The organism is Caulobacter sp. 1776 (assembly GCF_040545685.1).
Taxonomy (GTDB): domain Bacteria; phylum Pseudomonadota; class Alphaproteobacteria; order Caulobacterales; family Caulobacteraceae; genus Caulobacter.
Window position 1 is genome coordinate 514,198 of the sequence record NZ_JBEPMI010000001.1, and the last position, 22,424, is coordinate 536,621.

A 22,424-nucleotide genomic window follows, 5' to 3' on the forward strand; every position below is an offset into this window, starting at 1 on the left:
TCCTCCTCCTGTCGCGACGGTTCTGGAGCCGACACGCGATCGGCGCGAGGTCCAATCCCGACGAACCTCGGGGCGCCATTGCGGGCGTCCCTTGAGCCGGCTCGCGCCCGCGCGCACAAAGGCGACGATGAGCGTCGTCCTCGAACTCGCGCTGCAGCTGCCGCCGGCCGGATCGCGCGACGTCCGCCAGCGGCTGCACGCCCAGCTGAAGGCGGCGATCCTGGACGGCCGCCTGGCCGCCGGCGTTCAGCTGCCCGCCAGCCGGGCCCTGGCCGAGCAGCTCTCCCTGTCGCGCAACACGGCCATGGCGGTCTACGACCTGCTGCTCAGCGAGGGCCATATCGTCTCGCGGCCGGGCGCCGGGACCTTCGTGGCCGGGGCCGCGCCGAAGTCGCCGCTGGAGCCCGGCGCCCGCGCGCGGACGGACGTGGTGTTCAATCTGCGCCCCGGCCGGCCCGACACCGCCAGCTTCCCGTTCGACATTTGGGGGCGATTGACCGGCCGGACGCTGCGCCGCTTCAGCCGGGCCAGCGCCGACTATCGCGAGCCCGCCGGCCATCCGGCGCTGCGCGAGGCGATCGCCGGCCACCTGTCCTTCGCTCGCGCCCTGGCCTGCGCGCCCGAGGACGTGGTCGTCACCGTCGGCGCTCAGCAGGCCTTCGACCTGGTCGCCCGCACCCTGGTCGCGCCCGGCCGGAAAGTCGTGGTCGAGGATCCCGGCTATCCGGCCGCCCGCGAGGCTTTCGCCGCCGCCGGCGCGGAGGTCGTCGCCATACCCGTCGACCGCGACGGCCTGGTCGTCGAGGCCTTGCCGCAAGACGCGGCGCTGATCTGCGTCACGCCCTCGCAGCAATACCCGCTGGGGACCGCGCTCTCGCCCGCCCGTCGCGAGGCCCTGCTGGCCTACGCCGCGCGCCACGACGCCCTGATCGTCGAGGACGACTACGGCGGCGAGTTCCGCTTCGAGACGCCGCCGCGATCGCCCCTGCGAGCCCAGGATCGGGACGGCCGGGTCGTCTATGTCGGCACCTTCTCCCAGAGCCTGCTGCCCGCCCTGCGCATCGGCTTCGTGGTCGCCCCGGCCCGGTCCCGTCCGGCCTTGCTGGCCGCCCGCGAGCGCAGCGACTGGCACGGCCCGGCCATCGAACACGCCACCTTGGCGGCCTTCATCGCCGAGGGGCACCTGGCCCGCCACGTGCGCAAGATGCGGCGGATCTACGCCGAGCGCCGGACCGCGCTGCTCAAGGCCCTGGCCGAGCGCGCCGCGGGCCTGCTGGATCCGATCCCCGCCTCGGCCGGCCTGCACCTCACCGCCCTGCTGCGGTCGCCGGTGGTCGCCCAGGCGGTGGTCCGGCGCGCCTCGGCGCTGGGCGTCGCGGTCGACAGCCTGGACATCTACGCCGCCGATCGGGCGCCGCCGCCTGGCCTGGTGCTGGGCTTCGGACAGATCGAGGCGGCGCGGATCGACGAGGCCGTCACGATCCTGGTCCGGGCCATCCGCGAAGCGGGCTAGAGCCTGTCCGTTTCTGATGAAATCATCAGAAACGGATAGACAGGCTCTATCTTAAACACTTGGAGCGTGGCGGCCGCCGAAACCGCTCACACTTTCGGCTGCCACGCTCCAGCCGCGACGTCGCGCCGCGCCGCCACGGTTCAGTCGCAGCACCTTGTTAACCATATGTTCGAAGCTTCCCCGCTAGCCTCACGGGGTCATGGCCGTCACGTTCTCACGCAAGCCCGCCTACGCCGCCGCCGCGCCCGCTTCGGGCGGGTCGGGCGAGCTGCGCGCCAAGCTGATGGCGGCGGTGGCCAATCCCTATATCGGCGCCAGCGGCGCGGCCTGTCTGTTTCTGCTCTCGTTGGCGACGCTGGTCCTGATCACCAGCGACCCGCACGCTGGCTCGCCGGTGATTCGCCTGCCGCTGACCAAGATCGGCGCCACCAAGAACATTCCCGAAGGCTGGCGCGAGGCGCTGGGCGCCGAGAGCGCGCGCGAGGCCAGCCTGGTCCCCGGCCAGCTGGAATTGGCCAGCCATCCGTTCGGCCCGCCGACCACCGAGATCGCGGGCGAACCCTCGCCGATGGAAGGCCTCCAGAACGCCGCGCCGATCCAGCAGGGTCCAGGCCTGGCCCAGGCCCCGATCGCCGGCCTGACCGCGCCCGGTCCCGGCGGCGGCCCTTTGCCGATCATCGGCGCGGATGGCCGCACGGCGGCGGAAGCCTATGCTCGCCCGTTCACGCCCAACGGCCGCCCCAAGGTGTCGGTGGTCATCGGCGGCCTCGGCCTCAACGCCCAGACCACCCGCGCGGCGATCGAGACGCTGCCGGGCGAGATCACCCTGTCGTTCGCGCCCTATGCCGACGGCCTGCAGGGCTGGATCGACCTGGCCCGCGCCCACGGCCACGAGGTGCTGCTGGAGACCCCGATGGAGCCGGCCGACTATCCGGCCAACGACCCGGGCCCCTATACGCTGATCGCCGCCAACCGGCCGGAAGACACCGTGCGCAAGCTGGAATGGCTGATGTCGCGCGCCACCGGCTATTTCGGCCTGTCCAACTATCTGGGCGCCCGCTTCGTCGAGAACGACCAGGCGATGAACACCTTCAACGCCGTGCTCAAGGCGCGCGGCCTGGCCTTCGTCGACGACGGCCTGGCCGCGCGACGCGGCGGCCCGATCGCTCGCGCCTCGGCCGACCGGGTGATCGACGACGAACTGTCGGCCACCGCCATCGACGCCCAGCTGCGCGCCCTGGAGAACGGCGCGGCCGGGCGCGGCCAGTCGCTGGGCTCGGGCTTCGCCTATCCGGTGACGATCAACCAGGTCCGTATCTGGACCGCCGGCCTGCAGGCGCGCGGCCTGCAGCTGGCCCCGGCGTCGGCGCTCGCGCACCGCTAAACCTAGCGTACGGCCAAGTCTCCTGAGATAAGGGCTTGGCATGACCGAGCTCGACTATCCCAAGCATCGCCCGAACGTCGGCGTCGTCCTGTTCCATCCGGACGGCCGCGTGTGGCTGGGGCGTCGCGACAAGCAGCCCCCGCCCTACAACTGGCAATTCCCACAAGGCGGCGTCGACGAGGGCGAAGACCTCGAGACCGCCGCGCGCCGCGAGCTGGCCGAGGAGACCGGCGTCACCTCCGTCGAACTACTGGGCCGCACCGAGGGTTGGGTGACCTACGACTTCCCGCCCGAGGTTCTGGCCAACGAGAAGCGCTCGCGCGGCTGGCTCGGCCAGAAGCAGGTTTGGTTCGCCTATCGCTTCACCGGCGACGAGTCCGAGATCGATCTGGAAGCGGACAAGCACATCGAGTTCGACGCCTGGAAATGGGGCAGGCTCGACGAAACACCCGAACTGATCGTACCCTTCAAGCGCGGGGTCTACGAAGCGGTGGTCGCCGCGTTCGAAGGGTTCGCGCGCAGGAGCTGATCCTGGTCCTGTCGCGCTGGGGAGACCGAATGGCGGACACGGTTCTGTTGATCCACGGCTACGGCTGCGCGGGGGACGTCTGGGGTCCCGTCGCCGCTCGGCTGAGGGCCGAAGGCTATCGCGTCGAGGCCCCGACCATCCGATCGGCGGTGCGGACGGTGCAAGGGCCCAGGGCCGGCCTCGCGGGCCTGACCCTGGCCGACTATGTCGCCGAGATGAGCGCCCTGGCCCAGACCCTGGCCAAGGAGACCGGCAAGAAGCCGCTGGTCATCGGACATTCGATGGGCGGGCTGATCGCGCAGAAGATCGCCGAAGCCGGCCACGCGGCGGGCCTGGTCCTGTTCGCGCCCGCCTCGCCCGCCGACGCGCGCGGCAAGCCGAAGTTCTCGCCCGTCTTCACCTTCCTGAACCTGGCCCTGCAGAGCAAACCCGAGACCCGGGCCGGCAAGATGTGGAAGGCCGGTTTCAAGTACGGCGTCATGAACGCGGTACCGGCCACGCGCCATGACGACCTTTACGCCACGATGGTCTATGACAGCGGTCAAGTCTTGGCCGACCTGGCCTGGCCGAACAAGGATCCGAACAAGACCGCGTATGTCGACGCCGCCAAGGTGACCGTCCCGGTGCTGGTCCTGGCCGGCGCCTTGGATCGCACCACCCCGACCTCGGACACGCGTCTGGTCGGCGAGAAGTACGCGACCGCAGACTACAAGGAATACCCCACCAACGCCCACTATCTGATAGACGAGCCCAACACGATGAAGATCCTCGAAGACGTGATCGCCTGGCTGACGGGCAAGAAACTGACCCCGGCCGCCGAGCCCGCTCCGGCTCCCAAGGCCGCCGAGCCGGCGAAAGCCCCCGCGCCGGCGCCCGAACCCGTGAAGGCGGCGGAACCGACCCCGGCCCCCGCCCCCGCCCCCGCCGCGGCGCCGGTCGCGCCCGCCACGCCGCCTGCTCCTGCTCCGGTCGCAAAGGCCGAGCCGAAGCCAAAGGCCCCCGCGAAAGCCAAGGCCGCTCCGGCCGCGAAGCCGGCCGCCGCCCCGAAGGCCGCCGCCAAACCCAAGGCCCCGGCCGCCGAGAAAGCCGCGCCCACGCCCAAGGCCGCCGCTCCGGCGAAGGCCCCGGTGAAGGCCCCGGCGAAAGCCAAGGCCGCGCCGGCCGCAGCGCCGAAGGCCGCCGCCAAGCCGGCCGCGAAACCCGCGCCCGCGCCGAAGGTCGCTGCGGCGAAACCGGCCGCCAAGGCCGCTCCGGCCGCGAAGCCGGCGGCCGCCAAGGCTCCGGCCAAGACCGCCGCCCCGAAACCGGCCGCTCCGAAGCCGGCCGCTCCGAAGGCAGCCGCTCCGAAGCCGGCCGCGAAGGCGGTCGCGAAGGCGCCAGCCAAGCCGAAGGCCGAAGCCGTCGCCAAGGCGCCCGCCGCCAAGGCTCCGGCCAAGGCCGCCGCCCCGAAGGCCGCGGCCAAGCCTGCGACAAAGGCGCCCGCCAAAACCTCGCCCAAGGCGAAGAAGTAAGTGTAGGCTGATCCCCGCCGGCTGCTTCGCCGGCGGGGTTTGCTCAAGGCGTCCATGCGCGCACCGGTGATCATGGTCCACGGCGCCTTTTGCGGCGGTTGGACCTTCGACGCGTTCCGTAGCCCCTTCGAGGCGGCCGGCCATCGCGTCCTCACGCCCGATCTGATCGGCCACGACGGCCGCAGCAGCGCCGCCGGCGTTTCGATGGGCGACTATGCCCGCCAGATCGCGCGGCTGGCCGAATCCTGCGAAACGCCGCCGATCCTGATCGGCCATTCGATGGGCGGCCTGGTCACCCAAATGGCCGCCAGCCGCGCGAAGATTTCCAAGCTGATCCTGCTGGCCCCGTCCGCGCCCTGGGGCGTTTCGGGCGCGAGCCTGGAGGAGGCGGTCTCGGCCGTCAGCCTTTACACCCTCGGTCCCTACTGGCTGCAGGCCATCGCGCCGGACTACGGCGTCGTGCGCCGCTACAGCGTCGACCGCCTGCCCCGTCCCGAGCGCAAGGCGATCTTCGCCCGCATGACGGCCGAAAGCGGCCGGGCGCTGTGGGAGACCCTGAACTGGTGGCTGGACCCGTTCATGACCACCAGCGTCTCGTCACCCGGTTGCCCGGTGCTGGCGATCGCCGGCGGCAAGGACGTCATCCATCCGCCGGCCACCGTCCGCCAGACGGCCGCGCGCCTGGGCGGGAGCGTCGAGGTGTTCCCCGAGATGAGCCACTGGCTGCCTGGCGAGCCTGGCTGGGAAGCGGTGGCGGAACGGTGCCTGACGTTCATCGCGAGCGAAGGCCGGGCGGCGGCCTAGGCCCTATTGTCATCCCGGGCGAAGCGCAGCGCAGACCCGGGACCGCAACAGGCTCAGCGTTTCCGGCGGTCCCGGCTCGGCGCGCTTGGCCGGGATGACAGCTTCTATTGCGGCGAAAACACCTTCAGCCCCAGGATCCCCGCCACGATCAGGCCCAGGCAGACGAGGCGCGCCGCCGTCGCCGGCTCCTTGAACAAAACGATGCCGACAATGGCCGTGCCGACCGCGCCCACGCCGGTCCAGACCGCATAGGCCGTACCCAGCGGCAAGGTCTTCACGGCCCAACCCAGCAGGCCCATCGACAGCACGAGGCTGACCGCCGTCAGCGCGATCGGGATCGGCCTGGTGAAGCCGTCCGTGAACTTCAGGCCCACGGCCCAGCCCACTTCGAACACGCCGGCGATGAGGAGGATGATCCAGGCCACGACGAGCCCTCTCGTGAAAAGGCGGGGTCGTCCCCAACAAGCGCCACAGGCAAAACAAAAGGCGCGGGGTCGTCCCCGCGCCTTCGTTTAGATAGGTCCGCTCAGAAAGCGGAGCAACCGGATTAGCGGCTGGTCGTGCTGTAGAGGACCTGGGCGCGCTCGAAGTTCTTGCCGACCGAGGTCTCGTCGAGCTTCTTCAGGCGCATATAGACCAGACCGGCGTGGCCGCCGGCCCAGGCGTCGTCCCACGAGACGGTGAAGCGGCGGAAGTCGCTGCCGATCGTCTGATCGTTGCGGATCAGGCGCAGCTGCGGGCTGTTTTCCCAGGTCGCGTAGTCGTGCAGGGCGTTGGCCAGTTCCTGGGCCTGCTCGGGGGTCTGCGCGTAGTCGATGGTGATCGTGCAGACGTTCTTGTTCGAGCCCGGATTGTCCAGGGTGATGTTGTAGGGCTTCTCGAGCGCCAGGACCCACTGCTCCTTCTTCTTCTTGAAGCCGTAGTCCTTGACCAGCTGGGCGAAGTCGCCACCGGCGACCGACGGCTTGCAGACCTTGTCCAGCACGTCCATCAGGCGCACCGACAGCGGGTCGGTGGTGCGCGGACCGCGGACCGGAGCCGTGTAGGTTTCGGCGGGCGCGCCGGCGGCGGGCGCGGCGACGGGCGGAGCAGCTTGGTCGGCCGGAGCGGTCGCCGGAGCCGCCGGGGCGGTTTGAGCCGGAGCCGGAGCGGCGGCCGGAGCCGGCGCGGGCATGGCGGCGGGAGCGGTGGTTTGCTCCTGAGCAACGGCGGTGGTCGAGACCGCGCCGAGGGCGATCAGGCTGACGAGCGCTAGGCGCATAGGCTGGTTATCCCCAACAAGACAAGAGGTCGGCATTAAAACCGACAGACGATCCCTCGCAACCCTTATGGCTACGGATTGAGACCAAGATGGGGCCACAAGTGTAATTTTCTTGCGGCCCGCGCGGCGAACAGTCGCGTCTGACGCGAAAACGCCCCCGATCCGAGGATCGAGGGCGCTTTGGAAGCTATGCAGGAGGGCCCGATCAGACCGCCTCGACGGCGTGCTCGGCCAGGATCGTCAGGCCGTCCGGACCGACATCGGCGAAGCCGCCCTGGATGTCGAACACCTTGGTCGTCGCGCCGTCCTTCACGGTCACCTTGCCTTCGCGCAGGGTGGTCATGAACGGGGCGTGGCCGGCCAGGACGCCGAAATCGCCTTCCGTGCCCGGGGCTTGGACCAGGTCCACGTCGCCGGAGAAGAGTTCCCGTTCCGGGGCCACGAGGGAAAAGTGCAGCTTGGCCATCAGTTGAAAGTCTCCTCGACGCCGCCGAGGGCGGCCTCGATATCCTCGTCGGTCTGGATCTCGGTTCCGCAGAACGGGCAGAAGCGGATCGTGGCCAGCACCAGGCCGGTCTCGCCTTCTTCTTCCCGCTCGCCGAGATTCAGCAGGATCAGGCCGCTGTCATGCTCGATGAGGCTGGCGTTGGTGTCCGGGGACACCGCTTCCGCCAGTTCCTCGCAGCAGAAGTGACCCAGATCGGCGTCTTCGGTCATCAGGCTTCAGCCGCCATCTTCTCGGCCTTGGCCACGGCTTCCTCGATCGGGCCGACCATGTAGAAGGCGCCTTCCGGCAGGTGGTCGTACTCGCCGTCCACGATGCCCTTGAACGAGCGGATGGTGTCCTTCAGCTGGACGAAGGCGCCCGGCGTGTTGGTGAACTGCTCGGCGACGTGGAACGGTTGGCTCAGGAAGCGCGAGATCTTGCGGGCGCGCGAGACGACCAGCTTGTCCTCTTCCGACAGCTCGTCCATGCCCAGGATGGCGATGATGTCCTTCAGGGCCTTGTACTGCTGCAGCACTTCCTGGACGCGACGGGCGACCGTGTAGTGCTCCTCGCCGATGACCAGCGGGTCCATGATCCGCGAGGTCGAGTCCAGCGGATCGACGGCCGGGAAGATGGCCTGGGCGGCGATGTCGCGCGACAGAACGGTGGTGGCGTCCAAGTGGGCGAACGAGGTGGCCGGGGCCGGGTCGGTCAGGTCGTCGGCCGGGACGTAGATGGCCTGGACCGAGGTGATCGAGCCCTTGTTCGTCGAGGTGATGCGCTCCTGCAGGTTGCCCATCTCGGTGGCCAGGGTGGGCTGATAGCCCACGGCCGAGGGGATGCGGCCCAGCAGAGCCGACACTTCGGCGCCGGCTTGGGTGAAGCGGAAGATGTTGTCGACGAACAGCAGCACGTCCTTGCCTTCTTCGTCACGGAAGTATTCCGCGATCGACAGGCCGGTCAGGGCGACGCGGGCGCGGGCGCCCGGGGGTTCGTTCATCTGGCCGTAGACCAGGGCGCAGCGCGAGCCTTCGGTCGAGCCGTTGTTGGCCTTCGGGTCGACGTTGACGTTCGACTCGATCATCTCGTGATAGAGGTCGTTGCCTTCGCGGGTGCGCTCACCCACGCCGGCCAGAACCGAATAGCCGCCGTAGGCCTTGGCAATGTTGTTGATCAGTTCCTGCATCGTCACGGTCTTGCCGACGCCGGCGCCGCCGAACAGGCCGATCTTGCCGCCCTTGGTGTAGGGGCACATCAGGTCGATGACCTTGATGCCCGTGACCAGCACTTCAGCGGTGTTGGTCTGCTCGGCGAAGGTCGGGGCGTCGCGGTGAATCGGGCGCGACAGGGTCGACTGGATCGGGCCCTGCTCGTCGATCGGCTCGCCGATGACGTTCATGATGCGGCCCAGGGTGCCCGGACCGACCGGCACGCGGATGGCTTCGCCGGTGTCGCGCACCGGCTGGCCGCGGACCAGACCCTCGGTGGCGTCCATGGCGATGGCGCGGACGGTGTTCTGGCCCAGGTGCTGGGCGACTTCGAACACCAGGCGCTGGCCGGTGGCGGTGTTGACGGTCTCGACGGCGTTCAGGATCGCCGGCAGCTCGCCGACGAACTCGATGTCGACGACGGCGCCGATGATCTGCACCAGGCGGCCGGTCGCGCCGTCCAGGTTCACGGACGAGCTCACCGGAGCCGAAGCGGCGGCGGCCTTCGGGGCGGCCGGCTTCTTGGCGGCCGGCGCCTTCACCGCGGCGGCCTTGGGGGCGGCGGCGGCCTTCGGAGCGGCGGGCTTCTTGGCGGCGGTCGCCGGCTTTTCAGCGGCGGCGGGGGCCTTAGCGGGGGTCTTGGCCATGGCGTGCGGTCTTTCGGTCTCTGCGTGCTTGTGTCGTTAGGCTTGGATCAGACGGCTTCGGCGCCGGAGATGATCTCGATCAGCTCCTTGGTGATCTGGGCCTGGCGGGAACGATTGTACTCGAGGGTGTAGCGCTTGATCATGTCGCCGGCGTTGCGCGTGGCGTTGTCCATGGCGGTCATCTGGCTGGCGTAGAAGCCGGCCATGTTGTCCAGCAGGGCCGACAGGATCTGAACCGTCAGGTTGCGCGGCAGCAGGGTCTCGAGAATGGCCTCTTCCGAGGGCTCGTACTCGTAGACCGCCGTCGGGCCGGTCGGCGCTTCGACGCCCTCAACGGTCGCCGGGATCAGCTGCAGGCCCGTCGGGATCTGCTGCACCACCGACTTGAAGCGGCTGTAGAACAGGGTGACGACGTCGGTCTCGCCGGCTTCGTATAGGCGCGTGACCGCGTCGGCGATTGGCTGAGCCACCGACAGCGTGAACTGGCGGTAGGCCGACAGGTCGAAGGTCTCGACGATCTTGCCGGCGTAGGGACGGGCGAGCTGCGCCGTCACCTTCTTGCCGACGCAGATCACCTGCACCGTCTTGCCCTGGGCGATCAGGCCGTCGATGTGGATCCGCGCGGCGCGGACGATCGACGAGGTAAAGCCGCCCGCCAGGCCACGGTCGGCGGCGGCGACGACCACCAGGTGGCGATCGTCCCTGCCGGTCCCGGCTAGGAGCTTCGGCGCGCCGTCACCCGACACGCCGGCGGCGAGGTTGGCGATGACGCTGGCCAGGCGCCGGGCGTAAGGGCGGGCGGATTCCGCCGCGTCCTGACTCCGGCGCAGCTTGGCCGCCGCCACCATCTGCATCGCTTTCGTGATCTTCTGCGTCGCCTTGACGCTCGAGATCCGATTGCGCATTTCCTTCAAGCTGGCCATTCGGCGCTACTCTCTCCGAGCGTTCCGAGGGGGCTTAGGCGAAGGTCGACGAGAAGCTGTCGAGCGCGCTCTTCAGCGACGCTTCCAGATCCTTGTCGAGCGCCTTCTTGGTGCGGATGCCGTCCAGCAGGTCCTTGTGGGCGCTGTGCAGACGGGCCAGCAGCTCGGTCTCGAACCGGCGAACCGACGAGGTCGGGATCTTGTCGAGATAGCCGCGGGTGCCGGCGTAGATCACGCAGACCTGTTCTTCGACCGACTGCGGGGCGTACTGGGGCTGCTTCAGCAGCTCGGTCAGACGCTCGCCGCGCGCCAGCATCTTCTGGGTCGAGGCGTCCAGGTCCGAGCCGAACTTCGCGAAGGCGGCCATTTCACGGTACTGGGCCAGCTCGCCCTTGATCGGGCCGGCGACCTGCTTCATCGCCTTGATCTGGGCCGACGAGCCAACGCGCGACACCGAGATGCCGACGTTCACGGCCGGGCGGATGCCCTGATAGAACAGGTCGGTTTCCAGGAAGATCTGGCCGTCGGTGATCGAGATCACGTTGGTCGGGATGTAGGCCGACACGTCGTTGGCCTGGGTTTCGATGATCGGCAGGGCCGTCAGCGAGCCCGAACCGTTGTCTTCGTTCAGCTTCGCGGCGCGTTCCAGCAGGCGCGAGTGCAGATAGAACACGTCGCCCGGATAGGCTTCGCGGCCCGGCGGGCGGCGCAGCAGCAGCGACATCTGGCGGTAGGCGACGGCTTGCTTGGACAGATCGTCATAGATGATCAGGCCGTGCAGGCCGTTGTCACGGAACCACTCGCCCATGGCGCAGCCCGAGAACGGGGCCAGATATTGCAGCGGGGCCGGCTCCGAGGCCGAGGCGACAACAACGATCGTGTATTCCAGGGCGCCGTGCTCTTCCAGGGTCTTGACGATCTGGGCGACGGTCGAGCGCTTCTGGCCGATGGCGACGTAGACGCAGTAGAGCTTGGCGCTCTCGTCCTTGCCGGCGTTGACGGCCTTCTGGTTCAGGATGGTGTCGATGGCGACGGCGGTCTTGCCGGTCTGACGGTCACCGATGATCAGCTCGCGCTGGCCGCGGCCGACCGGGATCAGGGTGTCGATCGACTTCAGGCCGGTCTGCACGGGCTCGTGCACCGACTTGCGCGGGATGATGCCCGGCGCCTTGACGTCGACGCGGCGACGCTCGGTGTACTGGATCGGGCCCTTGCCGTCGATCGGCTCGCCCAGCGGGTTGACGACGCGGCCCAGCAGGCCACGGCCGACCGGCACGTCGACGATCTCGCCCAGGCGGCGGACTTCGTCGCCTTCCTTGATCTCGGCGTCGGCGCCGAAGATCACGGCGCCGACATTGTCGCGCTCGAGGTTCAGGGCCATGCCCTTCACGCCGGCCTTCGGGAATTCCAGCATTTCACCGGCCTGAACGTTGTCCAGGCCGTAGATGCGGGCGATGCCGTCACCGACGGACAGCACCTGGCCGACGTCGGAAACGGCGGCTTCTTCGCCGAAGTTGGCGATCTGCGACTTGAGGATGGCCGAAATCTCGGCGGCGCGGATGTCCATGGTCTTCTGGGCTCTCTGCGATCTAATTTTTTAAGGCGCGCTTATACGCTCAGGCGCGCTTCAGGGCGAATTTCAGGGAATCGAGCTTCGAACGGAGCGAAGCATCGAACAGGCGCGAACCGACGCGCACCTTCAGACCGCCCAGCAGGGACGGATCGACGCGCGTGGAAACTTCGGGGGTCTTGCCCAGGGCCTCGGCGAGCGCGGCTTGCACGCCCTTCAACTGGGCGGGCGACAGGGCGGCGGCCGAGACGACCTCGGCGGTGACGACGCCGCGGTGCTTGGCCGACAGTTCGGCGAAGGCGGTGATCGCGCCCATCAGGTCGGCGGCCCGACCATTGGCGGCGACGAGGCCCAGGAACTTGGTGGTCAGCGGCTGGAAGCCGGCCTTCTTGGCGACGGCGGCCAGGCCCTTGCCCTTGTCCTCGGCGGAGAAGGCGGGCGAGGCGATCAGGCGGCGCAGGTCGGCGCTGTCGGCGTACATCGCCTTCAGACTCTTAAGGTCGGCCTCGACCTTGGTCAGGGAGCCGCTCTCGATCGTCAGTTCGAACAGGGACTGCGCATAGCGCTGACCCGCATCCGTCGCCTTGGTTTCGTCCGCCACTTGGTATCCGCCCGGTGCGTTGCAAATGGCCGCCGACAAGAAGTTTAACCCCTGTCGCGGCTTTAAAGGCTTGAGCGCGCTTGTGAAAAGCACATGGACGGCCGGCGCTGCCGCGCCGCCCCGTCCGAAGCCGCGCGCCTGATAACACGGGCCTTTCGCAGTCGCAACCAAGGGGGCGCGGGCGTTTGGGTGTTCAGGCTCCGGCGCGGCGGAACACGGCCGAGGCCGACGCCGCCAGCGCGCCGTCGGGACGCCGCAGCTCGCCCTGCGCGAACACCAGACTGCGGGTGGCCCGCTCGACCCAGGCCTTGGGCGCCAGATCGTCGCTCGCGGCGACCGGGCCATAGTCGACGGTCATCGACGTCAGGGCCGTTCCATCGCCCGCGGCCTTACGCAGTACGGATTCCAGCTGGGCGGCCAAGCTCGTGTCCATGGGCGTCAACTAATCACTGGCGGGAAAAAGAAAAGAGGCGGCGGGAAGGACCCGCCGCCCCGTCCAGGCGAATGCTCGAGGAAACAGCCAGACAGGGCCGGAGAAACGACGACCCCAAAGCGTCTGGTACTCAGGATAAAGCGCTACGTGTTCTTACTTAGCCGAAGCCAGGGCCGAACCGCCCTTGGCCGAGGCGTTGCAGCGGGTCAGGTCGTCGGCGTCCAGCGACTTGGTTTCACCGCCGAAAGCCGCGACGCGGCCCACTTCCTTGGCGAGGGCCTTGCAGGCCACCGCGGTGAGGGCCCGCGAGGGGGCTTGGGTCGAGACGCACTCGGCGCCTTCACAAACGAAGACGGCGCCGCCGGCGACGACCTTGGTCTTGGCGGCGACCGGCGCGTCGAGGGCGGCGGCGATGCGGCCGTCGGCGAAGGCCGAACCGGCGAACATGGAAACGGAGACGGCGGCGACGGCCGCCAGGGTACGGAGCTTCATCAGAAAGCCCTCCGACGTTGGGGAAGTTGCGGTCAGATCGTTGATCGGCGATAAGCTATGCACTGGCCGCCCAGACCCTCGACACCCCACTCGGGATGGCGGCGCCGGTATCCCCACCGGTGCTTCGGATCCGAACTAAGCATCGCTTAGATATCAGTGATAAGAAATTGCGCAAGCGGAATTTCGCGAGCGCGTCGATTTTTCGGAAAACAGCGGTTTCCGGCGGATGCCGGCGAGCGTGGCGCGGAAACGGCGAGGGCGGCAGGCCCTAGAGCCCCAGGATCTGGTCGATCCGGCTCTCGGCCTTGGCGTGGATGGCGCGGTCCTCGACCATGCCCTGGGCGCGGGCGTAGCGGCCATCCTTGCCGACGCGGCGCTGGAGACCGTCGGCGGTCAGCAGCGAGACCTTCTTCGGGTCGGTGAAGGCGCTCATCAGGGCGGCCATCGACGCGCCGATCAGAGCAGCGGCCACCGGCCCGGCCGCGCCGATCCAGCCCTCGCCGAAGATCCCCTGCAGGCGATCGATCAGCAGCTCGCGGTTCGGCTGCTGGGCCATGACCCCGACCATCCAGAACACGCCGCCCTGCACGATAGCGGCCAGCATGACCGGCAGCGCGACACCCAACGCGCGCGGACGGACGAAAAGTCCGAGCGCGGCGCCGAGGATCGCGAAGGCGGCGATGGTGATCATGGCGGAAACCCTAAACCACGCAGGGTCAAGAGCGGGTTAAGACGTTGTTCCGCAAGGGCATGATTGGCCATGGCCGCCCGTCGCGCCTAGTGTCTCCAGAAATCAAAAAGACGTGCAGGGAGGCTTCGCCATGGACTTCCAACTGTCACCGGCGCTTACGGCCTATCTGGCCGAGCTCGACGCCTTCGTCGACAGGGAGATCGCGCCGCTGCAGGGGCGCGACGACAACCAGCGCTTCTTCGACCATCGCCGCGAATGGGCCCGCACCGACTGGGACGGCGGCGGCCTGCCCCGGCACGATTGGGAAGAGTTGCTGGCCAAGGCCCGGGCGCTGGCCGATCAGGCCGGCCACTACCGCTTCGCCCTGCCCCGCGACTATGGCGGCAAGGACGGCTCCAACCTCTGGATGGCGGTGATCCGCGAGCACCTGGCCGCCAAGGGCCTGGGCCTGTTCAACGATCTGCAGAACGAGCACTCGATCGTCGGCAACAATCCGTTCGTGCTGATGATCCGCGACTTCGGCCGGCCCGACCAGCAGCATCTGATCGCCGACATGCTGGACAAGGGCGCCTTCCGGCCGACCTTCGGGCTCACCGAACCCGAGCACGGCTCGGACGCCACCTTCATGGAGACACGCGCGGTCCGGGCCGAGCACCACGGCGAAGCTGGCTGGCGGATCAACGGCCAGAAGATGTGGACCACGGGCATGCACGCGGCCACCCACTGCTGCCTGTTCGCCCGCACCTCGGGCGAGGACGGCGACGCGAAGGGGATCACCGCCTTCCTGGTCCCGGCCCATGCGCCGGGCGTCAAGATCGAGGAGTACCTCTGGACCTTCAACATGCCGACCGACCATCCTCGGGTCAGCTTCACCAACGTCTGGGTTCCGGAGAGCGCGATGTTCGGGCCCGAGGGCGGCGGCCTGGCCCTGGCCCAGCACTTCGTGCACGAAAACCGCATCCGCCAGGCGGCCTCCAGCCTGGGCGCGGCGACCTACTGCATTGAAGAAAGCATCGCGTACGCGCGGGCGCGCAAGCCGTTCGGCAAGGCCCTGGCCGAGAACCAGGCCATCCAGTTCCCGATCGTCGAACTTTCAACCCAGGCCGAGATGCTGCGTTTGCTGATCAGGAAGACGGCTTGGGAGATGGACCAGATGAGCAAGGCCGAGGTGGAACAGCGCCTCTCCGACAAGGTCTCGATGTGTAACTACTGGGCCAATCGCCTGTGCTGCGAGGCCGCCGACCGGGCCATGCAGATCCACGGCGGCCTCGGCTATTCCCGCCACAAGCCGTTCGAGCACATCTACCGCCATCACCGCCGCTACCGCATCACCGAAGGCAGCGAGGAGATCCAGATGCGCAAGGTCGCCGCCTGGCTGTTCGGCTACATGGGCCCGCGCAAGCAGGCCTTCGCGGACATGGACAAGGTTTAACCTGTCGCGTCCTGACGTATATCAAGGAACGCGCTATCTAACAGCGCTACGCGAGCATACATGTTCGCATGGAGGATACATGAACCGTCTCGTCCACAACGCCGCGCGCGTCGCCCTGGTCGTCGCCATCCCGGCGACCCTCGCCGGCTGCGGGATCAACACCATCCCTACCCAGGACGAGGCGACCAAGGCCGCCTGGGCCGAGGTGCAGAACCAGTACCAGCGCCGCGCCGACCTGGTGCCGAACCTGGTGGCCACGGTGAAAGGCTACGCGGCCCAGGAAAAGGACGTGCTGACCGCCGTCACCCAGGCCCGCGCCAGCGCCACCCAGGTCAAGGTCGACGCCTCGACGATCACCGACCCGGCCGCGTTCCAGAAATACGCCGCCGCTCAGGATCAGCTGTCGGGCGTGCTGGGCCGGCTGATGGTCGTCCAGGAACGGTATCCCGAGCTGAAGTCGAACCAGAACTTCCTGGCCCTGCAAAGCCAGCTGGAAGGCACCGAGAACCGCATCGCGATCGCGCGTCGCGACTACAACTCGACGGCTCAGAAGTACAACACGACCCTGCGCACCTTCCCCAGCGTGTTCTGGGCCAAGACCATGTACAGCGGCCAGAAGCCGGCCCAGCTGTTCCAGGCCTCGGCCGCCGCTCAGAGCGCCCCCACCGTGGACTTCTCGGCCCCGCCGACGGCGACGCCGCCGAAGGTCAACTGAGTTGCGAATTCTCCGCTCATCCCCGCGAAAGCGGGGACCCAAGCCGAGCCTGACGGTTTCGCGCGGCGTCGCCGTGGCCAAGTCCGCTTGGGTTCCCGCTTTCGCGGGAATGAGCGGGTTTTTGGTCGCCCTTGTCCTGGCGATGACGCTGGCCCTCCCCGCCTTCGCCGCGCCGAAGTTTCCGGCCCTGACCGGCCGGGTGGTCGACGAGGCCCAGGTGCTGTCGCCCGACGTCGAGCGCGACCTGACCGCCAAGCTGGAAAACCTGGAGGCCACGACCGGCCGCCAGCTGGTGGTCGCCACCGTGCCCAGCCTGCAGGACTATCCGATCGAGGACTACGGCTACCAGCTGGGCCGAACCTGGGGCATTGGCGAGAAGGACAAGAACACCGGCGCCATCCTGCTGGTCGCGCCCAACGAGCGGAAGGTGCGGATCGAGGTCGGCTACGGCCTGGAGCCGGTGCTGACCGACGCCCTGTCCAGCGTGATCATCCAGAGCACCATCCTGCCCAAGTTCCGCGACGGCGACCTGCCGGGCGGGATCGTGGCCGGGACCGACGCCCTGGTCGAGCAGCTCAGCCTGCCCGCCGACCAGGCCAAGGTCCGCATCGCAGAGGCCAGCCAGCCGCAACGTCACAAGGCCCAGGGCTCGCCGATCGTCGGCTTCCTGGTCCTGCTGTTCATCATCTTCATCTTCTCGGGCCTGTTTCGAGGCCGACGCGGTCGCAGCGGCCTGGGCTCGGCCTTGCCCTGGATCATCCTGGGCGCGCTGAACAATAGCGGTCGGGGCGGCGGCGGAAGCAGCTGGGGCGGCGGTGGCGGCGGTTTCTCCGGCGGCGGCGGATCGTTCGGCGGCGGCGGCAGTTCGGGGAGCTGGTGAGATGGCGACACACATGACCCCGCAGGATCTCGACCGCATCGCCGGCGCCGTGGCCCAGGCCGAGAGGACCACCGCCGGCGAGATCTTCTGCGTCCTGGCGCCCGAGGTGTCCGACTATCGCGAGACCCCGCTGGTGTGGGCGGCGGCCACGGCCCTGGTCCTGCCGGCCGCGGCTTTGTTCGCCGGCTTCCGGCCCGAAATGCTGACCCGCCTGTTCGGCGGCTGGAGCATCGGCCACGCCGCGGCCCTGGACGGGGCGATCCTGTCGGCGCTGTCGACCTATATCGCCCTGCAACTGGTGGTGTTCGTCGTCGCGGCCCTGGTCGTCTCGATCCCGTCGGTCCGCCGCGCCCTGACGCCTGGCTCGCTGAAAGCCGCCCGGGTCCGGCGCGCGGCCATGGAGCAGTTTCTTAGCCACGGCCTGCACGTCACCCGCGACCGCACCGGCGTGCTGATCTTCGCCGCCCTGGCCGAGCATCGGGTCGAGGTCATCGCCGACGAGGGCATCTACAAGGTCGCGCCCGACGCCGTCTGGGACGAGGTCGTGGCCGACCTGGTCGGGGGCCTGAAGGCCGGCAAGGTCGCCGACGGCTTCGTCGCCGCCGTGACCCGCACCGGAACCATCCTGGCGACCCACGTCCCGCCGCGCGGCGACGACCGCAACGAACTGCCGGACGGCCTGACCATCCTGCCAAAGCGGTAGGCGGCGGCCGCCAGGGATACGCAGGTCGGCTCGCGCGCTTCTTCTGGTGACGTCCAGGAGTTCGCCATGTCCGATTTCGATGCGTTTCTCGAGATCCGCCGCCAGGCGGCCCAGGCCTATGTGAACGGCCAGGCCGGTCCGCTCGACCGGCTCGCGGCGACGGCCTGCCCGGCCACCTTCTTTCCCCCGCGCGGCGGACGCGAGGAAGGCGCCGACTGGGTGGCCAGCGTCTATGCCCGCGACGCCGGGTCGTTTCTCGAAGGCGGCGAGACCACGCTGGAGATCCTCCACAGCGACGCCGACGGCGACCTCGCCTACTGGACCGGCCTGCAGCATGCGACCGTGCGCTTCGCCGGCCAGGACGAGCCGGTCGAGATGCACCTGCGGGTCACCGAGCTGTTCCGTCACGAGGACGGCGGCTGGAAGCTGATCCATCGCCACGCCGACCCGCTGGCCAAGGCGCCGGCGGCGTAGAACGGGCGGCCGCGCGAACGGCCGCCCGGCGGATTTTAGAACGACTTCCTGACCGTCACGCCGGCCGTGCGCGGCTGGCCGATGGAGTAGCCCAGGCGCGCCCGGCCGCCGCGTTCGCGGTCGAACGACAGCAGGGCGTTCTCGTCGAACAGGTTGTTGACGTACAGGGTCAGGTCCACCCCGTCGGCCATCTCCAGCCCGGCGCTGAGATTGACGATCTCGTAGCTGGGCAGTTTCAGGTCAACGATGGTCGGAACCAGGCCGGTCGCCCCGCCGAACGGCAGGTTCGAGACGAACGAACGTGGGTTGTTCTCCTGGTCGCTGGCCTGGGTGAAGCGGCTGCCGACGTGCTGGACCGAGGCCTTCAGGAAGCCGTTGGAGCCCCAGACCTCGTGGTTGTAGGTGACGTCGAACGAGACCTGGAACTTCGGCACCGACGGCAGGCGGTTGCCCTCGCGGATGCCGCCGATCACCGCGCCCGTCCCGTCCTTCACGGTCGAGTCGAACTCGGCCTCGAGCAGGCTGCCCGAGAGGCCGATGTCGAGGCCGGTGGCCAGCCGCGCCGAGACCTCGGCCTCGATCCCCTTGGTGTGGGCCTTGGGCACGTTGAACACCACGCGCGACGAGCACGAGCCCGCGTCCAGAGTGGTCTGCAGGTTCTTGATGTCGGTGTAGAAGGCCGCCGCGTTCAGGGTGACCCGGCCGAAGCGCGACTTCACCCCGCCCTCGTAGTTCCACAGCGTCTCGTCGTCATACGACTGGTAGCCGCCGAAGATCGCCGCGTCCTGGGCCGAGCATAGGGGGATGTTCAGCGGGTCGTTGACGCCGCCGAGCCGGAAGCCCTTCGAGGCCTGGGCGTTGAATGTGACGTGGTCGGCCGCCTCGTAGCTCAGCAGGAAGCGCGGCGTGAAGCCGTCCGACGAGGTCTTGTCGGTGCGATTGTCGCCGTTGGCGAACAGGCCGCCCGACTTGAACTGCCGGGTTTCGCTGAAGTCGTAATAGCGGCCGCCCGCCGTCGCGGTCAGCTTGCCCAGCGTGTAGTTCACTTCGCCGAACACGGCCTTCTGCTTGATGTCGTAGGGCAGATAGGCGTCGTAGGGCGAGTTGCGCTCGAAGCCGTTGGCCACCGCCGCCGACGTGCCAGCGCCCAGGACGGCGTCGGTATAGGCGTCGTAGCCGGGCGTTGGCAGGCGCTGGTTGTAGACGCGGTCGACCTTCGAATAGAAGCCGCCGATCACCCATTGGAACGGACCGTCGCCGGTTGAGGCCAGCCGCAGTTCCTGGGTGAACTGCTCCAGGTCCGTGGTGTCGACCAGCTTGGACGGCAGCAGCACCGCCGCGGCCGGGAAGCCCAGGTCGACCGAGACGCTGCCGGTCAGGGCGCTAGCGTCGCGGTTCACGGTGATGTCGCGGTTGATCAGGCTGGTGACCGAGGTCAGGGTCGCGCCACCGAAGTTCACATTGGCGGTCAGATCGGCCAGCAGGGTGTTGTCGGCGAAGCTCTCGTCCAGCAGCAGATACTGCTCACGCTCGCCCAGCTGGATCCGCGGCCGGGTCGTGGTGTTGTTGTTGGCGAACAGATTGAAGGCTTCCTGGCGATTGAAGCCGTGCGCTCGGATTTCCTGATAGACCACGCGCGGGGTGAAGTTGATGGTCTCGTTCGGCTGGATCAGGAACGAGATCCGCCCGCCGCGCCGCGTGCCGTCGTTGACGTTCTTCTCGACCTTGCCGCCTTCCTTGCGCGCGTCGATGAAGCCGCCGTACCGGGTCAGGTAGCCGACCGCGCGCATGGCGATCTTGTCCGAGATCGGGATGTTGACGGCGCCCTTCACGTGGCCACCGAAGTCGTCGCCGCCGACCAGGTTGGCGTTGGCTTCGAAGGTCCCTTCCGAGACGCCCAGCTTGGGCTGGTTGGTGATGTAGCGGATCGTGCCGCCGACCGAGCCGGAGCCGAACAGCGTGCCCTGCGGACCGCGCAAGGTCTCGACCCGGTTCAGGTCGAACAGGTCGATGTCGGGCGTGAACAGCGACAGCGAGATCACGGACTCGTCGAGATAGACCCCGACCTGTTCCTTGACGCCCGGCTGGTCGCGAACCACCTGGCCGGCCGAGACGCCGCGCACCGACACCTGGCTTTGGCCCGGGCCGAGGTTCTGGATGGTCAGGCCGGCGACGTTGCGCGACAGGTCCTCCAGAGTCACCGCGCCCGAACGCTGGATGTCCTTTTCGGTCTGGGCGTTGATCGAGAAGGGGATGTCCTGGATCGTCGCGTCGCGCTTGGTGGCGGTGACGATGATCTCCTCGATGGCGTTCTGATCGGCCTGCTGCGCCGCCGCCAGGACGGGTGCGGCGAGAACCGAGGCGAGCGCACTGGCGCCCAGCAGCGCGCGACGCGCTCTACGGCGCGGTGTAGCGATGGTCATTGGTAACCTCCCAGAGCTCGTTTTTTCGCGGCGCAAGGTCGAGCTCGCGACGCAACCCCAGCGTTCATGCTCGAATCGGGTAAAGTCAACGCCAATCGAAGCTTCAGTAAAATCAGCGTTTTAGACACCGGTGTCGCACAACTTCGAAAATCTCGTACGTTACCGGTCCCATTTCCCTTTACGCACGGGTGATCTTTCGCACCGCGAAAAGCCGGTCTAGGGTGGCCGCAATTCAAACTAACGTTTAACGGGGAGTGCGCCTCTATGCGCGAAGCGGTCATCGTCTCTTACGCCCGCACGGGCCTGGCCAAGTCCAATCGGGGCGGCTTCAACAATACCCATGGCGCGGCCATGGCCGGCCACGCGATCCAGCACGCCGTGCAGCGCGCCGGCCTCGAGGGGGCCGAGGTCGAGGACGTGGTCCTGGGCTGTGGCGGGCCCGAAGGGGCCACCGGCATGAACGTGGCCCGCAACGCGGCCATCTGGGCCGGCCTGCCGGTCACCACCTCGGGCCAGACCGTCAACCGCTTCTGCTCCTCGGGCCTGCAGGCGATCGCCACGGCCGCCAACTACGTCCGCAACGACGGCGCGCCGGTCGCCATCGGCGGCGGCGTCGAGTCGATCTCGCTGGTCCAGGGCGGCGGCCACATGAACCGCTTCCACATCACCGAAGACAAGCTGATGAAGGAAAAGCCGGCCCTGTGGATGGCGATGATCGACACCGCCGACATCGTCGCCAAGCGCTATGGCGTCAGCCGCGAATACCAGGACGAATATTCGCTGCGCAGCCAGCAGCGCATCGCCGCCGCCCAGGCCGCCGGCCTGTTCGACAACGAGATCGTGCCGATGGCCACCAAGATGAAGGTGGTCAACAAGGAGACCAAGGAAGAGAGCCTGGTCGACTACGTGGTCACCAAGGACGAGTGCAACCGTCCCGACACCACTCTGGAAGGTTTGGCCAAGCTGGAGCCGGTCAAGGGCCCGGGCAACTTCGTCACCGCCGGCAACGCCAGCCAGCTGTCGGACGGCGCGGCCGCCGTGGTGGTGATGGAAGCCAAGGAAGCCGCCAAGCGGGGCCTGGAGCCGTTGGGCCTATTCAAGGGCTTCGCCATCGCCGGCTGCGAGCCCGACGAAATGGGCATCGGCCCGGTCTTCGCCGTGCCGCGCCTGCTGGAACGCCACGGCCTGAAGGTCGAGGACATCGACCTGTGGGAGCTGAACGAGGCCTTCGCCAGCCAGTGCCTCTACAGCCGCGACCGCCTGGGCATCGATCCCGAGAAATACAACGTCAACGGCGGCTCGATCGCCATCGGCCACCCGTTCGGCATGACCGGCGCCCGCTGCGCCGGCCACCTGCTGCTGGAAGGCAAGCGCCGCAAGGCCAAGCTGGGCGTTGTGACCATGTGCATCGGCGGCGGGATGGGCGCGGCGGGTTTGTTCGAAATCTTCTGATCACAACCCACTGTCATCCCGGCGAACGCCGGGACCTCCGGAAGCTCGGCGTTTCTTGTGGTCCCGGCTCTACGCTTCGCTTCGGCCGGGATGACAGCCTTTTGCAGCTCAAAGGGTCAAATGAGGCCGGGAACCGCCGAGGCGGTTTCCGGCCTTTTTCGTGGGATCAGGACATCTGCAAGCCCGGTGAGAAACCCTCGTTCGGCGGGGTCTTGAACCCCACGCGGGCGGGGCCATCTAGGCCCTCGTCAGCGTCCGCGGTCGTCGCGTCACGACGCCAACCCGAGAAAG

The 22,424-nt window shown here is 68.3% G+C and carries 23 protein-coding genes; 11 read left to right on the forward strand and 12 right to left on the reverse strand.

From position 1 onward, the window contains the following. Positions 1–127: 127 nt before the first annotated feature. The 5 genes from pdxR (at position 128) to ABIC66_RS02355 (ending at position 5,741) form a co-directional block, all read left to right on the forward strand. Positions 128–1,513 carry a MocR-like pyridoxine biosynthesis transcription factor PdxR gene (pdxR, locus tag ABIC66_RS02335; RefSeq protein WP_354067774.1) on the forward strand — a complete coding sequence of 462 codons (1,386 nt, stop codon included), beginning with the start codon at positions 128–130 and terminating at the stop codon, positions 1,511–1,513. Positions 1,514–1,712: 199 nt separating this feature from the next. Beyond that, a complete protein-coding gene (locus ABIC66_RS02340; protein WP_354067775.1) occupies positions 1,713–2,897 on the forward strand; it encodes a divergent polysaccharide deacetylase family protein in 1,185 nt (394 codons plus the stop codon). A gap of 40 nt (positions 2,898–2,937) precedes the next feature. Then, a complete protein-coding gene (locus ABIC66_RS02345; protein ID WP_354067776.1) occupies positions 2,938–3,426 on the forward strand; it encodes an RNA pyrophosphohydrolase in 489 nt (162 codons plus the stop codon). 29 nt (positions 3,427–3,455) lie between these two features. After that, positions 3,456–4,937: an alpha/beta hydrolase gene (locus ABIC66_RS02350; protein ID WP_354067777.1), complete on the forward strand. Its 1,482-nt coding sequence runs from the start codon at positions 3,456–3,458 to the stop codon at positions 4,935–4,937. 54 nt (positions 4,938–4,991) lie between these two features. After that, positions 4,992–5,741, forward strand: coding sequence for an alpha/beta hydrolase (locus ABIC66_RS02355; RefSeq protein ID WP_354067778.1), 750 nt, complete (start codon positions 4,992–4,994; stop codon positions 5,739–5,741). Between the two features lie 104 nt (positions 5,742–5,845). Here ABIC66_RS02355 and sugE read toward each other — a convergent pair whose 3' ends face one another. From sugE to ABIC66_RS02410, 11 genes are all read right to left on the reverse strand, one after another. Continuing rightward, complete coding sequence (gene sugE, locus ABIC66_RS02360; protein WP_354067779.1) at positions 5,846–6,166, reverse strand: quaternary ammonium compound efflux SMR transporter SugE; 321 nt, start codon at positions 6,164–6,166, stop codon at positions 5,846–5,848. A 122-nt stretch (positions 6,167–6,288) separates the two neighbouring features. Continuing rightward, a complete protein-coding gene (locus ABIC66_RS02365) occupies positions 6,289–7,038 on the reverse strand; it encodes a hypothetical protein (protein WP_354067780.1) in 750 nt (249 codons plus the stop codon). Positions 7,039–7,207: 169 nt separating this feature from the next. After that, positions 7,208–7,468: an ATP synthase F1 subunit epsilon gene (locus ABIC66_RS02370; RefSeq protein WP_354067781.1), complete on the reverse strand. Its 261-nt coding sequence runs from the start codon at positions 7,466–7,468 to the stop codon at positions 7,208–7,210. Next, entirely contained in the window at positions 7,468–7,719 is a 252-nt protein-coding gene (locus ABIC66_RS02375; RefSeq protein ID WP_354067782.1) for a hypothetical protein, read from the reverse strand. The genes ABIC66_RS02370 and ABIC66_RS02375 overlap by 1 nt, the downstream gene beginning before the upstream one ends. After that, positions 7,719–9,344, reverse strand: coding sequence for a F0F1 ATP synthase subunit beta (gene atpD, locus ABIC66_RS02380; protein ID WP_354067783.1), 1,626 nt, complete (start codon positions 9,342–9,344; stop codon positions 7,719–7,721). Before atpD ends, ABIC66_RS02375 begins: the two co-directional genes overlap by 1 nt. Positions 9,345–9,391: 47 nt before the next feature. After that, on the reverse strand, positions 9,392–10,267 hold the full coding sequence (locus ABIC66_RS02385) for a F0F1 ATP synthase subunit gamma (RefSeq protein ID WP_354067784.1): 876 nt from the start codon (positions 10,265–10,267) through the stop codon (positions 9,392–9,394). 34 nt (positions 10,268–10,301) lie between these two features. Further along, positions 10,302–11,834, reverse strand: coding sequence for a F0F1 ATP synthase subunit alpha (atpA, locus tag ABIC66_RS02390; protein ID WP_047412015.1), 1,533 nt, complete (start codon positions 11,832–11,834; stop codon positions 10,302–10,304). Positions 11,835–11,883: 49 nt separating this feature from the next. Further along, positions 11,884–12,438 carry a F0F1 ATP synthase subunit delta gene (locus ABIC66_RS02395; RefSeq protein ID WP_354067785.1) on the reverse strand — a complete coding sequence of 185 codons (555 nt, stop codon included), beginning with the start codon at positions 12,436–12,438 and terminating at the stop codon, positions 11,884–11,886. 193 nt (positions 12,439–12,631) lie between these two features. Next, positions 12,632–12,871 carry a hotdog fold domain-containing protein gene (locus tag ABIC66_RS02400; RefSeq protein ID WP_354067786.1) on the reverse strand — a complete coding sequence of 80 codons (240 nt, stop codon included), beginning with the start codon at positions 12,869–12,871 and terminating at the stop codon, positions 12,632–12,634. Between the two features lie 153 nt (positions 12,872–13,024). After that, positions 13,025–13,363: a DUF8200 family protein gene (locus ABIC66_RS02405; RefSeq protein ID WP_354067787.1), complete on the reverse strand. Its 339-nt coding sequence runs from the start codon at positions 13,361–13,363 to the stop codon at positions 13,025–13,027. A 268-nt stretch (positions 13,364–13,631) separates the two neighbouring features. Beyond that, entirely contained in the window at positions 13,632–14,045 is a 414-nt protein-coding gene (locus tag ABIC66_RS02410; RefSeq protein ID WP_354068355.1) for a hypothetical protein, read from the reverse strand. Between the two features lie 139 nt (positions 14,046–14,184). On the opposite strand from ABIC66_RS02410, the gene ABIC66_RS02415 reads away from it, so the two are divergent. The 5 genes from ABIC66_RS02415 (at position 14,185) to ABIC66_RS02435 (ending at position 18,258) form a co-directional block, all read left to right on the forward strand. Continuing rightward, positions 14,185–15,486, forward strand: coding sequence for an acyl-CoA dehydrogenase family protein (locus ABIC66_RS02415; RefSeq protein WP_354067788.1), 1,302 nt, complete (start codon positions 14,185–14,187; stop codon positions 15,484–15,486). Between the two features lie 79 nt (positions 15,487–15,565). Beyond that, positions 15,566–16,201 carry a LemA family protein gene (locus ABIC66_RS02420; protein ID WP_354067789.1) on the forward strand — a complete coding sequence of 212 codons (636 nt, stop codon included), beginning with the start codon at positions 15,566–15,568 and terminating at the stop codon, positions 16,199–16,201. A 109-nt stretch (positions 16,202–16,310) separates the two neighbouring features. Then, positions 16,311–17,081 carry a TPM domain-containing protein gene (locus ABIC66_RS02425; protein ID WP_354067790.1) on the forward strand — a complete coding sequence of 257 codons (771 nt, stop codon included), beginning with the start codon at positions 16,311–16,313 and terminating at the stop codon, positions 17,079–17,081. A 1-nt stretch (position 17,082) separates the two neighbouring features. Next, entirely contained in the window at positions 17,083–17,784 is a 702-nt protein-coding gene (locus ABIC66_RS02430; RefSeq protein ID WP_354067791.1) for a TPM domain-containing protein, read from the forward strand. 66 nt (positions 17,785–17,850) lie between these two features. Next, a complete protein-coding gene (locus ABIC66_RS02435; protein WP_354067792.1) occupies positions 17,851–18,258 on the forward strand; it encodes a YybH family protein in 408 nt (135 codons plus the stop codon). Between the two features lie 35 nt (positions 18,259–18,293). Here ABIC66_RS02435 and ABIC66_RS02440 read toward each other — a convergent pair whose 3' ends face one another. Next, complete coding sequence (locus ABIC66_RS02440) at positions 18,294–20,681, reverse strand: TonB-dependent receptor (protein WP_354067793.1); 2,388 nt, start codon at positions 20,679–20,681, stop codon at positions 18,294–18,296. A gap of 264 nt (positions 20,682–20,945) precedes the next feature. On the opposite strand from ABIC66_RS02440, the gene ABIC66_RS02445 reads away from it, so the two are divergent. Next, the gene (locus ABIC66_RS02445; RefSeq protein ID WP_354067794.1) at positions 20,946–22,133 is read left to right on the forward strand and encodes an acetyl-CoA C-acyltransferase; all 1,188 of its coding nucleotides are present in this window, start codon (positions 20,946–20,948) and stop codon (positions 22,131–22,133) included. Positions 22,134–22,424: the final 291 nt, after the last annotated feature.